Below are 14,992 nucleotides of genomic sequence, written 5' to 3'. Positions count from 1 at the left end.
GAATCCGCACTTTGCCCGGCCGCCCGATGACCACAGAAACCACCCTGCGCCCAAGCGAAGCGCACGTTCCCGCCGGCCACGTTCCGGACCTGATCCTGGGCCTGGAAGACCGCCCCCGCCCCTGGATCGGCATCCTCGCCGCGCTCCAGCACCTGCTCGCGATCATCGTCCCGATCGTTACGCCGGGCCTCTTGATCTGCCAGGCGCTCGGCGTCTCGGCGCGCGACACCAACCTGATCGTCTCGATGTCCCTCGTCATCTCGGGCATCGCCACCTTCGTGCAGTGCCGCCGCTTCGGTCCCTTCGGTGCGGGCCTGCTGATCGTGCAGGGCACCAGCTTCAACTTCGTCGGCCCCCTGATCGCCGGCGGCGCCGCCATGGTCAAGGAAGGCACGCCGGTCGAGGCGGTGATGGCGGCCATCTTCGGCGTCGTGGTGGCGGGATCGTTCATCGAGATGGGCGTCTCGCGCATCCTCCCCTTCATCAAGCGCCTGATTACGCCGCTGGTAACCGGCATCGTGGTCCTGATGATCGGTCTTACCCTGATCAAGGTCGGCCTGATCAGCATGGGAGGCGGTTTCACCGCGATGGGCAACGGCAGCTTCGCCAATGGCGAAAACCTGCTGTTATCCGGCGTGGTGCTGGGCCTGATCGTGGCGATCAACCGCGTGCCGGTCACCTGGATGCGCAGCAGTGCCATCGTCATTGCGCTGGCGGCCGGATATGCGCTGGCGGGCTACCTCGGCCGCCTCGACTTCAGCGGCATGCACGCGGCCCCCGCCTTCCAGGTGCCGCTGCCGCTGCACTTCGGCCTCGGCTTTTCGTGGTCGCTGTTCGTGCCGATGGTGGTGATTTATCTGGTGACCTCGCTCGAGGCGATCGGCGACGTCACCGCCACCAGCAAGATCTCGCGCGAACCGGTCGAAGGCCCGGTCTGGATGCGGCGCATCAAGGGCGGCGTGCTGGTGAACGGGGCGAACTCGCTGCTGGCCGGCGTGTTCAACACCTTCCCAAGCTCGATTTTTGCGCAGAATAACGGCGTGATCCAGCTGACCGGTATCGCCAGCCGCCATGTCGGGGTCTGGATCGCCCTGTTCCTGGTGGTGCTGGGGCTGTTCCCGAGCGTGGCCGGTGTGATCCAGGCCGTGCCCGAGCCGGTGCTGGGCGGCGCGGCGATGGTGATGTTCGGTGCGGTGGCCGCGGCCGGCATCAATATCCTGGCGAGCGTGCCGCTGGACCGGCGCGCCCTGCTGATCATCGCCGTGTCGCTGGGCCTGGGCCTGGGCGTGACCCAGGTGCCCGAGTTCCTGGCGCACGTGCCGGCGGCGATTCGCAGCGTGCTCGAGTCGGGCGTGGCCACCGGCGGCATCTGCGCCGCGCTCCTGAACTGGTTCTTGCCGCCGGCGCAGCAGCAACAGCAGGCCGCCCAGGCGCAATAGGGCCGGGAGTCAGGCCGCCGGCAGCAGCGAGCGGATCGCTTCCGGCAGCGGCACCGACTTCTCCGCCGCGAAATCGATCCAGACGATTTTCGCGGCGCCTTCGGCATGCAGCGCGCCGGCCTGGCCATCCGCGCCGACGAGGCGGATCTCGTGCGACACCTCGAAGCTCGAGCGCCCCGGCGGCCCGACATACGAGGTGACTTCGATCTCGGCCGGGTATTTCAACTGCTTGAGGAACGAACACTGGGCGTTGACCAGCACCGGCCCGGTGGCGTTCGCATCGCGCAAGGCGCCCACCCCTTCCAGCCAGGCGATCCGCGCCGTTTCGATATAGCGGAAATACACCGTGTTATTCACGTGACCCATGGCGTCCATGTCGCCCCAGCGCACTGGCATGCGCATCGTGTGTACCAACTGCTTGTTGCTCATACTTCTGACTCATGTTCCGTTTTGAATAAAAAAAGGCGCCGTCGCCGGCGCCCGCTTGCCGCATCATTGATACGCTTACTGCGCCGTCATCCCGTCATCGGCAGTGATGATGGCGCCATTGATGAAATGTGCTTCCTCGGCCGCCAGTAACAACAGCAGGCCATCGAGGTCCTCCGGTTTGCCGGGACGCTTGCGCGGCAGCAGGTCGATCAGCTTCTTGCCCTGCTCGGTCTCGAAATAATCCTCGTTCATTTCGGTCGAAATATAGCCGGGGCAGATGGCATTGACGTTGATGCCGTATTTTCCCCATTCGACCGCCATCGCCTTCGTCATCTGCACCACGCCGGCCTTGCTCATGCAATACACGCCGATCTGGGGCAGCACGCGCAGGCCGGCAACGGAGGCGATGTTGACGATGCGGTGCTGCTTGCGCGGGTCGCCTTTGGCGCGCTGGATCATGCGCTTGGCAGCCTGCTGCGCCACGAAGAAAGCGCCGCGCAGGTTGGTGTCCATGATGTACTGGTAATCGTCTTCGGTCACTTCCAGCAGGCGCTGGGTGCTCTGCACGCCGGAATTATTGATCAGGATGTCGATCGGCCCGGCCTCGGTCTCGGCGTGGGCAATCGCCGACTTGATGCTGTCGAGGCTGGTGACGTCGAGGTTGACGACGTGGGCGGCCCCGCCGTCGGCCTCGATCTCTGCCCGCAATTCCTTCAGGCGTTCGGTGCGGCGCGAGGCCAGCACCACCTGGGCGCCGGCGCCGGCCAGCGCCTTGGCAAAGCGGGCGCCGAGCCCGCTCGAGGCGCCGGTGACCATGGCGATCTTGCCTTCAAAGTTTACTTCGATACCCACATTGGCTCCTGTCCTGATGTGCTATGACACAAACGATGACGAAGGCATAATGATGTCACAGATTGCCTGTATTAGATGACAGCATCTAATATTCGCCTCAAAACGGCTGGCAAAGTTGCAATCGGTGCGGAAAACCCGCACACTCGTGCTTAAATTTTCGTGCCTCAATCTCTTTAACTATTACAAGACCATGACAGACGCCACCAACATCCTCGAACAATACGGACCGCGCGAAGCAATGGAGTACGACGTTGTCATCGTCGGCGGCGGCCCGGCAGGCCTGTCGGCAGCCATCCGCCTGAAGCAGCTGGCCGCCGAAAAAGGCCAGGAAGTCACGGTCTGCGTGCTGGAGAAAGGCGGCGAGCTGGGCGCGCATATCCTGTCCGGCGCCGTCATGGATCCGATTGCCCTGAATGAATTGTTCCCTAACTGGAAGGAGCTCGGCGCACCGCTGAACACGGAAGTGACCGAAGACCGGGTGCTGTTCCTGACCGAGACGAAGGCGCGCGCCACGCCCTCGTTCATGATCCCGAAGATGCTGACCAACCACGGCAACTACATCATCTCGCTGGCCAATGTCGTGCGCTGGCTCGGCCAGCAGGCCGAAGCGCTCGGCGTGGAAGTGTTCCCTGGCTTCCCGGCCGCTGAAGTGCTGTACAACGAGGATGGTTCGGTCAAGGGTGTCGCAACCGGCAACATGGGCGTGGACCGCGAAGGCAAGCCGACCGACGCCTTCCAGCTCGGGATGGAACTGCATGCGAAGTACACCTTCTTCGCCGAAGGCTCGCGCGGCCACCTCGGCAAGCAGCTGATGGAAAAGTACGACCTGAACAAGGGCAAGGATCCGCAGACCTACGGCATCGGCATCAAGGAACTCTGGGAAATCGACCCGGCCAAGCACCAGCCGGGCCTGGTGATCCACACAGCCGGCTGGCCGCTCGATTCGAGCACCTACGGCGGTTCCTTCCTGTACCACCTGGAGAACAACCAGGTCGCGGTCGGCTTCGTGGTCGGCCTGGCGTACGAGAACCCCTACCTGTCGCCCTACGAGGAATTCCAGCGCTACAAGACGCACCCGGCGATCCGCACCTTCTTCGAAGGCGGCAAGCGCATCTCTTACGGCGCGCGGGCAATTACCGCCGGCGGCCTGCAATCGCTGCCGAAAACCGTGTTCCCGGGCGGCGCCCTGATCGGCTGCGACGCCGGTTTCCTGAACACCAGCCGCATCAAAGGTAGCCACGGCGCGATCAAGACCGGCATGCTGGCGGCGGAAAGCGCATTCGCCGCGCTCGGCGCCGGCCGCCAGCATGACGAGCTGAGCAGCTACCCCGCCGCCTTCGAGCAGTCCTGGCTGTACAAGGAACTGCACACGGCGCGCAACTTCAAGCCATGGATGAGCAAGGGCCTGTACCTGGGCACCTTCATGACCGGTGTCGACCAGATGGTCTTCCGCGGAAAAGCACCATGGACCCTGCGCCACAAGCATGCGGACCACGAAATGCTGCGCCCGGCGTCCGAGTTCAAGCCGATCGTCTACCCTAAGCCGGACGGAAAGCTGACGTTTGACCGCCTGTCGTCGGTATTCATCTCGAACACCAACCACGCCGAAGAGCAGCCGGTGCACCTGACGCTGAAAAACGCCAGCATCCCGGTTGACGTGAACCTGGCCAAGTTTGCCGGTCCCGAGCAGCGCTACTGCCCGGCTGGCGTGTACGAGTACGTGAAGACCGATGCCGGCCAGGACCGCCTGCAGATCAATGCCCAGAACTGCGTGCATTGCAAGACCTGCGACATCAAGGATCCGACCCAGAACATCGTGTGGGTGACGCCGGAAGGCGGCGGCGGGCCGAATTATCCGAACATGTAAGACGGCGCGAACGCAAGCCCGGTTCGCACTCCAGGTTTGACCCGCCAGCCCGCTTCATGCGGGCTGTTTTCTTTGCGGCGCCATGCTGGGGAATCGGCGCATGAGATTGTTGTATTTCGGCAACCGGTGGCGCATTGGGGTTTTAGCTATGCTCATCTTATCCAAGTTGCATGTGATAATTGCCCAACGTCAAATCTCACCAATACTCACGCATGCCACGAACCTCCATCGCACTGCCGCGCCCCGTCCTGCTGTCCACTCTGCTCTGCACCCTCCTTGCCTCCCTGGCGCCTGCGGCCCTTGCCCAGACCCAGCCCGTTCCTTACCTGATGACCCAGATCGCCCAGCTGCCGGAGTTCAGCCGTGGCGGCGACGGCGTGCGTATCTACGGCACGGTCGACATGGGTGGAATGTACTCCACCACGGATAACGCGAGCGGCCGCTGGCAGCTGCAAAGCGGCGGCGACTACACCTCGAAGCTGGGCTTTTACGCCTCCGAGGACCTGGGCGGCGGCGTGAAGGCCGAGATCAAGCTGGAAGCGGGCTTCAACGCCGACACGGGCGTGCAGCAGGCGAACGCCCTGTTCAACCGCGAATCGTGGATCGGGCTGCGCTCGGCCACCTTGGGCACCGTGCGCCTGGGTAACCAGATCAACGCGATGCTGCCGCTGTATATCGATCCGTTCCTCCTGGTGTCGACCAATTCGGCCTACACCTGGGTCGGCGGCGGAGCCATGCAAAGCGCGCGCGGTGTCGGCGCGAATACCGACCTCGGTCCTGGCGCGGGCACGATCCCGGTGCGCGTGCCGAAGTCCATCACCTATGCGACCCCGCGTTTCAAGGGCCTGTCGGCGCAGGCGATCCTCGCGACCAACCCGACCGGGGGGCGCGAGCCGAAGTTTGGTGTGCGCGGCGGCACGCTGGGCTGGAACGCCGGCCCGGTCTACCTGGCGGCGAGCCTGACCCAGTCCTGGAGCAGCCCGGTGGTGGTGGCAAGCACCCTGCCCGCCCAACCGGTGCGCACCGACATGCCGGCGGTCGGCGCGATCTTCGACAACGGCCAGCTCGTGCTCTCGACCTCGTACGTGCGCATCAAGCCCCGCCTGGCGCAAAGCGGCGAAGCCGAACTGACGACGCTCGGCGTGATCCTGCCGCGCGGCCGCCTGACTTACCGTGGCTCGGCGGTCCATCGCGACACCGAAGGCGCGCGCGACGGCGCCGGGCGCCTGGTGGAATCGTCGGCCCTGGGCCTGATGTTCGGCGCCGATTATGCCTTGTCGCGCCGCACCAGCCTGTATGCCCGCGCCGGCTCGGTGCGCAACTTCGGCGCCTCGACCATCATGCTGAACGGCATCGCCTTGCCCTTCCAGCCGGGCAGCACGGCGCCGCAGACGGGCATCGAAACCCGCACCGCCTCGGTGGGGATGTTTCACCACTTCTGAGAAGAGGGGGCAAGCTGCCCCCTCTTTTACTGTCTAGTACGTCCGGCGGCCGCGCGAACCGAAGCGGTGGCCGACGACGAGGGTCGTGCTCGCTACCAGGCTCGACAGGCCAATAACGAGCTGGGTCAGCTTGTCGGCCGGCAGCAGCCAGTACGCGCCGGCCGGTGCCTCGGCGCCGGTGGCGGCCTGGATCAGCGGCGCGATCCAGGCCGCGTCCTCGTCGACGTCGAGCACGACGGCGTCGTCAAGCGTCTGCATGTAGATGTTGCCGCCTTCGGCCAGCGTGAAGCAGACGCCGTAGCCGGTTTCCTGCGGCTTGATGAGGTCCTGCATGGCGAGGTTGTGATCGTCGATCCAGAGTTCGACGTCCTGCGGCGTTTCGAGGTGGGTCCAGGGGCGCGGGCGAAAGCGCGGCTGTTCAAGTGGAGCGGTCATCAGTACCAATGGGAAGCGTGAAGGCCAATATCGTACGGCATTTCATCGTAGCCGTACATGGTGCGAGCGTGCGTTGAACGCGTGGACGGGAGACCCGTCCACCCTACCCTTGAACCAGGGTAACAATACGCGCACGCACACTGTCGCCCTCGATCACCAGTTCCGCCGCCGAAATCGGCAGGCTGAATCGCCGACGCCCGGCGCTGCCCGGATTGACGTACAGGACGCCCGCCCGCTCGACCTGCGACGGCCTGTGCGAATGGCCCGACACCACCACCCTCACCCCAGCCCCCACCGGATCGATGTCGAGCTCCTTGATGTCATGGATCGCGTACAGCGACACGCTACCGAAGCTCAGGCGCGCGGTAACGGGAATGCCGCGCGCCCAGGCCTCGCGGTCGTTGTTGCCACGCACGACGGTCAGCGGCGCGAGCCCGGCCAACCGGTCGAGGATGCCGGCATTGCCGATATCGCCGCCATGGACGATATGGTCGCAGCCCGCGAGAAAGGCGAGTGCCTCGGGGCGCAGCATGCCGTGGGTGTCGGAGATGAGCCCGACGCGAAGCGCCCGCTCCACGCCGGACTCAGGACTTGTCGATGCGCCCGTCAATGCCGCTTGGCGCCGGCCATCTTCGCCGTCGTGTAGATCGAATACAGTGCGGCCAGGCCGACGAGGACGTAGATCAGGCGCGACGCCGGGCTGCCCGGACCGAAGATGGTCGCGACCATGTCGACCTCGAACAGGCCGACCAGGGCCCAGTTCAGGCCGCCAATGATGAGCAGGAACATGGCGAGGTAATCGAGTGCCGACATGGCCGAGCCCCGGCCTTCGCGTACGGCAGTGCGACGTTCCGGGCTGGTGCGGCGATCCATCGTGGGTGCGTTCATCGTTGCCATCGTGGTTCTCCTTCGGAAAAGATGAGTCCATCATCCGGCAAGCACGCTTGCCGTTCCAGCCTACGACAGCAAAAACCCACGCAAGTTTTGGCGATAAAAAAACGCCAGAACTAGCCCTTCCACGTACGGTTGAGCCCCGTGTCGGCGTGGATCCAGCCGCCCTTCGGCCCGGAACGATAATAATACCCCACTCCGCCCTGACGGAAGCTTCGCACCAGTCCGCCCAGGACTTCTTCGCTGAGGCTGGAAATACGGATGTCGGCAGCCTTGCCCACCAGGTGCAGCGATTTGCGCGCGGCAGGAATGCCCGCCTCCTGCAGGCGCGCGTTCGACGCCGCGGTACGGTAGCCGGACAGGATCTCGAGCGGTTGCGTCAGGCCGTAGCGCGCGATGAAGGCCTGGGTACCCCACAGCATTTCGAGCAGCTTGGGGTCGATCGGGGCCGTTTCGCGGCCGTTGACGTCGCGCAGCAGATGGCACAACTGCTGGTAGGCCGAGTCGATCACTTCGCCGTCTTTCCAGTACAGGACGGTCGCGCGCTCGCCGCTTTGCGGGCGCGTGACCGACAAGGTGCGCGGCTTGACCCAGAAATCGAGGTCGATCAGTTGTGCGTCGAAGAGGTCGGGTGGTGGCGTCAGGTCAGCCGGGGCCGCCTGCGGTGCTGCATGGGCCTGGCCGATCAGGCTGGAGCCGAGGGTACCAACTGCGCCGAGGGCCGACAGGCGCATGCCTTGATGAAGAAAATCTCTGCGGGAAGCCATAAAACACTCATCTTTGGGAAGAGCCGTACTATAGCGTAAGGACATGCCCGACAGAAGGCGTGTTCTGTTGCTTATTTGTTGCTACTGGTTTGTTATTGGCTGCAGTTGCAGAAACGCTTGCGCGCGGACTCCTGGCCGGCGGGCTCGCCTACGACCACATCGAGCGCCTTCCACAACAGATTGCATTCCAGGCCATAGCAGGCCTTATCCAGCCCGGCATTGGTGTAACCGTGGCGCTCGAAGAAGGGTGCGGCGCCGGCGGGACTGTGCAGGTGCAGCTTACGGATCTCCCACGCCCGCGCCTGCTGCTCGACGGCGGCCAGCATCGCGCTGCCCACGCCGCTGCGCACGGCTTCGGGTTGCACGTAGCACAGCGAAAGCTTGCCGGCCTGGGTCAGCAGCGCCAGGCCCAGCAATTCCCCGTCACGTTCGGCGACGATGGCGAAATTGGTGCTTGAGGCGAACCAGGTGGCGACGTTCTCGGGGGTTTTGTTGCCGAGCCAGGCATCAAGGACGCCGGGATGGCCGCGGTAGTCCGCCTCGCATCCCTGCTCGATCGAACGGCGCAGCAGGCGGCAAGCGCTGGCTGCATCGAGCGGTACTGCTTTGCGAATGTCGATACCCATAACCATCTGATCCAGTGACTCGTTACCAATACTTGTTGCGTGTAGGCATCAATACCTTAGGCGCCCGCAATGTCCGGACTATACACCGAAAGCTCTTCAGCCCGCCCGACGCATGCATACTTGCGAGCGTGGCCCGGCGAACGTCTAAGCATATGACGAAAGTATTCTTCCATTCATGGCACAACTTATGGAACATGTACCCTGTTTCCATAGCATCCGAAAAGTGAGAAGAACATGCCGAACCAGTCATTCCTGCCCCTGCGCCGCTGGCTGCTGGCGCTCGCCGTCGGCGCCGCCCTGCCGCTGTCAGCCAGCGCCGCGAATCCCGAGCTGCTGAACGTGTCCTACGATGTGGCGCGCGAATTATACAAAGACATTAACCCAGCTTTTATTGCTAGCTGGAAAAAAACAACAGGCGAGACCGTTTCGATCAAACAATCGCACGGCGGCTCGAGCAAGCAGGCGCGCGCAGTGGCCGATGGCCTCGAAGCGTCGGTGGTGACGATGAACCAGGCCAACGACATCGACATGCTGTCCGACCGCGGCCTCGTTGTGAAAGACTGGGCGAAGAAATTCCCGAACAATGCGGCGCCCTATTACTCGACCATGGTGTTCCTGGTCCGCAAGGGCAACCCGAAAGGCATCAAGAACTGGGACGACCTGGCCAAGCCGGGCGTGCAGGTGATCATCCCGAACCCGAAGACCGCCGGCAATGGCCGTTATACCTACCTGGCAGCCTGGGGCTCGGTCCTGAAAAAAGGCGGCAACGAAGCGCAGGCGCGCGAACTGGTGCGCGGCATCTTCAAGAACGTGCCGATCCTGGACGCGGGCGGCCGCGCCGCGACCACGACCTTCACCCAGCGCCAGATCGGCGACGCCCTGGTGACGTTCGAGAACGAAGTGAGCATGGTGCGTGCCGAGTTCGGCGACAACTTCGAGGTGGTCTACCCGCAAACCTCGATCCTGGCCGAGTCACCGGTGGCCGTGGTCGACAAGGTCGTCGACCGCCGCGGCGTGCGCAAGCAGGCAACCGCTTACCTGAATTTCCTGTACACCCCCCAGGGACAGGAAATCGGCGCCAAGCACTTCCTGCGCGTGCGTAACGCAGCGGTCATGAAAAAATATGCCGCCAACTACAAGCCGATCGCGCTGTTTACGGTGGACGAGCTGTTCGGCGGCTGGCGCAATGCCCAGAAGGCCCACTTCGACGATGGCGGCGAATTCGACAAGATCTACCAGTCGAAATAACGCTGTCAGATTGCGCCGGCAAGCACGTCACGTCCGTGGCGTTCCTGCCAAGGTTTTGTCGATCAAATCAGGCCCCGCCAGCGTGCGGGGCTTTTTTATCGGCAATTCGCTACACTTGAGCTCGTTTTTGCTTGTGCGCCATAGACATGCAGAAATCATGATGCTATCTTCCGTCACTAATGTAGTTGCCTTACAGCTAGACGCATAGTTGGATACGTACACGATGCGCCGCAACGGCGCTTGGCTTTCAAACCGACTCCTACTCCCAAGACCATGATCAAGAAACTGTTCGCCACGGTACTGCTGTCGATCTCTTCTGCTGCCGCATTCGCGGTGCCGTTCGGATCGCAATCGGTGCTGGTGGTGGAAGATGACACCGGCAAGATTTTGCTGGAAAAGAACGCCGGCGCGGTCGTGCCGATCGCTTCGCTCACGAAACTGATGACCGCCATGGTCATCCTCGACGCGAAGCAGGACATGAACGAGCTGATCCAGATCGACCGCAGCGACGTCGACACCCTCAAGCACAGCACCTCGCGCGTGCCGGTCGGCGCCAGCATCCCGCGCGCCGACGTGCTGCAGCTGGCGCTGATGTCCTCCGATAACCGCGCCGCCGCTTCGCTGGCGCGCACCTATCCGGGCGGCCAGCTGGCCTTCAAGGAAGCCGTGCGCCGCAAGGCCGCGGCGCTCGGCATGCGCCAGACCCACATCGAAGAGCCGACCGGCCTGTCGCCGAACAACCGCTCGACCGCCGGCGACCTGATCAAGATGGCGAACGCCGCCGCCGACTATCCGGAAATCGCGGCACGCAGCACCGACGCCCGGAACATCATCAACATCAATGGCCGCGGCGTCGAGTACCGCAACACCAACCGCCTGGTCGGCGCCAAGGGCTGGGACATTGGCCTGTCGAAAACCGGCTACACCCGTGAAGCGGGCCGCTGCCTGATCATGAGCATCAAGGTCGCCGGGAAGAACGCGACGATGGTGCTGCTCAATGCCAGCGCCTCGTCGGCCCGCATCCTCGACGCGCTCAACATCCGCCGCCACATCACCGGCGAAGAGCCGACCGTGGCGCGCGCATCTCGCGAACTGCGCTCGGTGAAGATGACGGCCGGCAGCCGTGCCCCGCGCATGAAGGCAAGCCGTTCCAGCCTGCGCATCAAGGCAACCGCCCCGAGCCTGCGCATCAAGGCCAGCGGCAGCCGCCTGAAGGCCAAGGCCCAGCCGCGCGCCAAGGTGAAGGTCGTGGCGAAGAAGAAAAAAGTGACGGTCCGGCGTACGCGCCGTAATTAATGGATCGGCCGCCTGGCGGCCGGTTGAACGAAAAAAGGGATTCCCGCTTGCGGCAATCCCTTTTTTGTTGTGCTGGCGCTCAGAGCAGCCCCAGTGCCCTCAGCCCGGCCTTACCCAGCGGCACGCGCTTGGCGCCCGTTTCGTTATCGGGAATGTAGATATTCAGGGCGAAGGTGTACAGCTTGCCGTCTTTCCTGACCCAGCCGACCCACCAGCCGATATTGCCTTCGTTCGGCGGCGCGCCCCAGCCGGTCTTGGCATACAGTTCGGCCTCGCCTTCCTGGCGGATGATAGCGCGCACGGCCGCCATCGCGGCTTTCGGCGCCGGCAGCGCGTCCTGGGCCAGCTTGCCGAGGAAGACGGTCTGCTCGACGGCGCTGATCCTCAAGGGCCCATCCAGCCAGAAGGTATCGACGACGCTGCCGGGGTCCATGTTGCCGTACTCGAACTGGCGCAAGGCGCCGCGCATGCGTTCGATGCCGATCCGCCGCGCCAGCCCCTGGTAGACGGGCACGTTCGACACCTTGATCGCCTCGCGCAGCGGCATGTCCTGCGCCCATTCCGGGCGCCGGGTCGGCTTGCCGCCGTAGGGCAGGACCTCGTCCACGCTGGAAACGGCGCCGACGGCGAGGCCGATCAGGCTGTTGGGAATCTTGAAGGTGGACGCGGGCACGTAGCGCGCCAGTGCGCGCTTGCGGTCGTGGACCGTATAGGTATCGGCCGCGACATCGTGGACGACGAAGGTGCCGCTCACCCCTTCCCGCTTGAACAGTTCGGCCAGTTGCGGACTGTCGCGCCATTCGGCGGCATGCGCCAGGGCCGAGAGGGAAAGTAACAGCAGCGCCAGGCAGGTCCTCATCCGGAACTCCAAAATATTGCCGGATGGATATTTTATCACTGGCGAATCAAGGTACGGCGAGGTCGCAGAAACAAAAAACCCCGCATGGCGCGGGGTCGATTGGTGTGCCGGGACGCTGGAAGCGGTCCCTGGCGGCCTGCTTACATCGATGGCTTGGCGCCGTTCATGTAGGGAGCGGCCGACAGTTCGAGGGCGCGGCGTAGCCCGGCACCAACCTGACGCAGCACGAGAGCGAAATCGATTGGCGATTCGGCACGGCGGAAAGTAATAGTGGTCATGGTGAGCTCCTGTGGGGTTTGTTTCAGCAATGGACACAGCTTACGCTCACCGAAGATATAAATCCAATTCGGAGTTCCCATCTCCGGAATACATAAAACGCATAACTCAAAACGCGCTTATAATTGCCTTGGAGAACTGGTATCACCAACCCGCATATCTACATCTGCTTGACGAAGCGCTTGCGCACCTCCCCGAAGCCGTTCTGCACATAAAAGGCATGCGCCCGCGTGCGGCTCTCGCTGCTCGACAGTTCAATGCGGCTGCAGCCCTGTTCGCGGGCGAAGCGCTCCGCCTCACCCAGCAGTGCGGCGCCGATGCCGGCGCCCCGTATTGCTTCATTCGTGGCCAGCGCCGACACCAGTGCCCAACGGTCCGCGACGTGCAGCGGCGCGATCAGGTTGACGACGATGATGCCCGCCACCTTGCCCTCGTGCTCGGCAACCAGCGCCCGTACCGTGTCGCCGCCATGCTCGAGCAGGCGCTCGCGCACCTCGTCCGCCGTCGATGGATAGCCGAGCTGCCTGAACAGCGCGGCCACGGCTGCAGCGTCCTCCGGGCGGGCGAGGCGTATCGAAACGGCTGTCACCGGCCGGCCCCGTCGCGCTCGATCAGGTGGCGCAGGCCGCTGGTCCTGTGGGTGCGCCGCGCCACGGCGTCAGCCAGTACCGAGCCTGCGGGCGACACCAGCGTGAACTGGCTGCTGGCGCGCGTGATGCCGGTGTAGACCAGTTCGCGCGTGAGCATGGCGTTGCGGTCTTCCGGCAGCACCAGCACCGTGTGGCGGAACTCCGAGCCCTGCGATTTATGGACCGTCATCGCATACGCCGTCTCGACGCTGCGCAGGCGCGTGGCCAGCACGCTGCGCACCTTGTCGCCCTCGAGGAAATAGACGCGCAAGGAACCGGCGCGCGCCGGGTCCGTCAGCGTCAGGCCGATGTCGCCGTTGAAGACCCCGGTGCCGTAGTCGTTACGGGTCACCATCACCGGGCGCCCGGGATACCATTCGCCGCCGCGGCGCAGCAAGCCTGCCGACTCCAGGCTGCCTTCAATCGCCGTGTTGAGGCCCCCCACGCCCCACTCGCCTTCGCGCACGGCGCACAGGATGCGGAAGGCTTCGAAGCGCTGCAGCACCGCGCGGACCCAGTCCTCGTGCGCGCCTGCCGGGCCCGCCTTTGGTCCCGACTGCAGCAGTTCGAGATAGGGCTGGTAGCCGGTCAGGCCGAGCTCGACCACCTGGTGCTGGCGGGCGTTGTCGATCCAGCTCACGTCCGCGTCGCCGCCGCGCAGTACGCTTTCCGCGCGCTGCGCGTCGCCTGCGTTCACGGCCAGCGCCAGCTGGCCGATCGGGCCGCCGAAACGGCGGCTGTGGCGCAGCATCACGGTCTGCTGGGCCAGCGCGCCTGCGCTGCCCAGGAATTCGCGCGGCAGTTCTTCGCCGGCCGCCTCGAACACGTACTGCGCAGTCTCGACACTGTAGCCGCCGGCCTGGGCGTCGTGGCACAGGTCGCCCAGCACCGCGCCCGCCTCCACCGAAGCCAGCTGATCCTTGTCGCCGAGGAGGATCAGCGTGGCGCCGGGCGGCAGCGCGTCGAGCAGGCTGGCCATCATCTCGAGGTGCACCATCGACGCTTCGTCGACGATCAGGACATCGACGTCGAGCGGGTTGCCGGCATGGTGGGCGAAGGAGCGCGTGTCGGGACGCGCGCCCAGCAGGCTGTGCAGTGTGCGCGCCGCGCCCATACGCTCGAGCAGTTCTTTGAGTGCCAGCTTGTCGCCGACGCGCTCGGCCAGCTCCCCGAGCGCCTTGTCGATCGATTGCTTCAGGCGCGCGGCCGCCTTACCGGTGGGTGCGGCCAGCGCGATGCGCTGTTGGGCCGCGTTCGGGGCGACCGCGAACAGCAGCGCCAGCAGGCGCGCCACCGTGTAGGTTTTTCCGGTGCCGGGGCCGCCGGTGATGATCGCGACCGACCCGCGCAAGGCGACGGCACAGGCCAGCTTTTGCCAGTCCGGCTTTTCGGCGGCGCGGTGCGAAGCGAACAGTACATCGAGCCATTCGCGTACCTTGTCCAGGTCGACCGGGCGCGCCTGGGCGGCACGTGCGCGGATACTTTCCGCGACCAGGGTTTCGTCGCGCCAGTAGCGGCGCAGGTAGAGGCGCTCGCCGTCGAACACGAGCGGCTCGCCATAATCGAACTCGCCGACCTTCCAGACTTCCTCGCAGGCGTTGAACTGCGCCGCCCACGCTTTGGCGGTTTTCGGGAGCGGGGCCACGCTGCCGGCGAGCGCGTGCCATTGCTCCGTGCTCCAGCCGAGCAGCGTGGCCGGGTCGCCGGCCAGGTCCGCCACCTGCAGGCAGCTGTGGCCATTGCCTTCGAGCTCGGACAGCACGGTCGCGGCCAGCAGCACCGGCGGCGCCACCGGGCCGAGCGAGGCGACGAAGCGGGCGAAGGCACCCGACAGGCGGCGCAGCTCGCCGGCCTCGGTCAGGCGGTTGACCTCTTCCCACAGCAGGTCGGGCGAACTGGCCGGGGCAGCTTTATCATGCTTCTCACGCTTCATGCT

Annotated in this window: 16 protein-coding genes; 5 read left to right on the top strand and 11 right to left on the bottom strand. The window is 64.7% G+C overall.

All coding sequences use genetic code 11. From position 1 onward, the window contains the following. The first annotated feature begins 26 nt into the window (after positions 1–26). Entirely contained in the window at positions 27–1,439 is a 1,413-nt protein-coding gene (locus ACFPN5_RS13590) for a nucleobase:cation symporter-2 family protein (protein WP_379784093.1), read from the top strand. 9 nt (positions 1,440–1,448) lie between these two features. Here ACFPN5_RS13590 and ACFPN5_RS13585 read toward each other — a convergent pair whose 3' ends face one another. Beyond that, the gene (locus ACFPN5_RS13585) at positions 1,449–1,868 is read right to left on the bottom strand and encodes an acyl-CoA thioesterase (RefSeq protein WP_379784091.1); all 420 of its coding nucleotides are present in this window, start codon (positions 1,866–1,868) and stop codon (positions 1,449–1,451) included. A gap of 75 nt (positions 1,869–1,943) precedes the next feature. Further along, positions 1,944–2,720 (bottom strand): SDR family oxidoreductase, encoded by a 777-nt coding sequence (locus ACFPN5_RS13580; RefSeq protein WP_379784089.1) that lies wholly within the window; start codon positions 2,718–2,720, stop codon positions 1,944–1,946. A 190-nt stretch (positions 2,721–2,910) separates the two neighbouring features. Between ACFPN5_RS13580 and ACFPN5_RS13575 the strand changes: the two genes are divergently transcribed. Both ACFPN5_RS13575 and ACFPN5_RS13570 read left to right on the top strand, forming a co-directional pair. Beyond that, on the top strand, positions 2,911–4,587 hold the full coding sequence (locus ACFPN5_RS13575) for an electron transfer flavoprotein-ubiquinone oxidoreductase (RefSeq protein ID WP_379784087.1): 1,677 nt from the start codon (positions 2,911–2,913) through the stop codon (positions 4,585–4,587). A 212-nt stretch (positions 4,588–4,799) separates the two neighbouring features. Further along, positions 4,800–6,029 (top strand): porin, encoded by a 1,230-nt coding sequence (locus tag ACFPN5_RS13570; protein ID WP_379784085.1) that lies wholly within the window; start codon positions 4,800–4,802, stop codon positions 6,027–6,029. A gap of 33 nt (positions 6,030–6,062) precedes the next feature. Here the strand turns inward: ACFPN5_RS13570 and ACFPN5_RS13565 are convergent, their stop codons facing one another. The 5 genes from ACFPN5_RS13565 to ACFPN5_RS13545 form a co-directional block, all read right to left on the bottom strand. Continuing rightward, a complete protein-coding gene (locus ACFPN5_RS13565) occupies positions 6,063–6,464 on the bottom strand; it encodes a hypothetical protein (RefSeq protein WP_379784083.1) in 402 nt (133 codons plus the stop codon). 103 nt (positions 6,465–6,567) lie between these two features. Then, entirely contained in the window at positions 6,568–7,041 is a 474-nt protein-coding gene (locus ACFPN5_RS13560) for a metallophosphoesterase family protein (RefSeq protein ID WP_379784081.1), read from the bottom strand. A 29-nt stretch (positions 7,042–7,070) separates the two neighbouring features. After that, the gene (locus ACFPN5_RS13555; RefSeq protein WP_379784079.1) at positions 7,071–7,361 is read right to left on the bottom strand and encodes a DUF378 domain-containing protein; all 291 of its coding nucleotides are present in this window, start codon (positions 7,359–7,361) and stop codon (positions 7,071–7,073) included. 110 nt (positions 7,362–7,471) lie between these two features. Further along, positions 7,472–8,122, bottom strand: coding sequence for a YcbK family protein (locus ACFPN5_RS13550; protein ID WP_379784077.1), 651 nt, complete (start codon positions 8,120–8,122; stop codon positions 7,472–7,474). A 92-nt stretch (positions 8,123–8,214) separates the two neighbouring features. Beyond that, a complete protein-coding gene (locus ACFPN5_RS13545) occupies positions 8,215–8,748 on the bottom strand; it encodes a GNAT family N-acetyltransferase (RefSeq protein WP_379784075.1) in 534 nt (177 codons plus the stop codon). 234 nt (positions 8,749–8,982) lie between these two features. Here ACFPN5_RS13545 and ACFPN5_RS13540 point away from each other — a divergent pair, with 234 nt between their 5' ends. Next, a complete protein-coding gene (locus ACFPN5_RS13540) occupies positions 8,983–9,996 on the top strand; it encodes a sulfate ABC transporter substrate-binding protein (protein WP_379784073.1) in 1,014 nt (337 codons plus the stop codon). Positions 9,997–10,269: 273 nt separating this feature from the next. Continuing rightward, positions 10,270–11,292, top strand: a complete 1,023-nt coding sequence (locus ACFPN5_RS13535; protein WP_379784071.1) for a serine hydrolase — start codon at positions 10,270–10,272, stop codon at positions 11,290–11,292. A 79-nt stretch (positions 11,293–11,371) separates the two neighbouring features. On the opposite strand, the gene blaOXA is transcribed toward ACFPN5_RS13535, so the two are convergent. The 4 genes from blaOXA to recD form a co-directional block, all read right to left on the bottom strand. Next, the gene (gene blaOXA, locus ACFPN5_RS13530; protein WP_379784069.1) at positions 11,372–12,151 is read right to left on the bottom strand and encodes a class D beta-lactamase; all 780 of its coding nucleotides are present in this window, start codon (positions 12,149–12,151) and stop codon (positions 11,372–11,374) included. Positions 12,152–12,291: 140 nt separating this feature from the next. After that, positions 12,292–12,429 (bottom strand): hypothetical protein, encoded by a 138-nt coding sequence (locus ACFPN5_RS13525; RefSeq protein WP_379784067.1) that lies wholly within the window; start codon positions 12,427–12,429, stop codon positions 12,292–12,294. A gap of 158 nt (positions 12,430–12,587) precedes the next feature. Next, complete coding sequence (locus ACFPN5_RS13520; protein WP_379784065.1) at positions 12,588–13,016, bottom strand: GNAT family N-acetyltransferase; 429 nt, start codon at positions 13,014–13,016, stop codon at positions 12,588–12,590. Next, on the bottom strand, positions 13,013–14,989 hold the full coding sequence (recD, locus tag ACFPN5_RS13515; RefSeq protein WP_379784063.1) for an exodeoxyribonuclease V subunit alpha: 1,977 nt from the start codon (positions 14,987–14,989) through the stop codon (positions 13,013–13,015). Before recD ends, ACFPN5_RS13520 begins: the two co-directional genes overlap by 4 nt. Between the last annotated feature and the right edge of the window lie 3 nt (positions 14,990–14,992).

This window comes from Massilia niabensis, assembly GCF_042655085.1.
GTDB classification, from domain to species: Bacteria; Pseudomonadota; Gammaproteobacteria; order Burkholderiales; family Burkholderiaceae_D; genus Telluria; species Telluria niabensis.
Note: the sequence above shows the minus strand (reverse complement) of the source record. Positions and strands in the feature narration are given on the sequence as shown.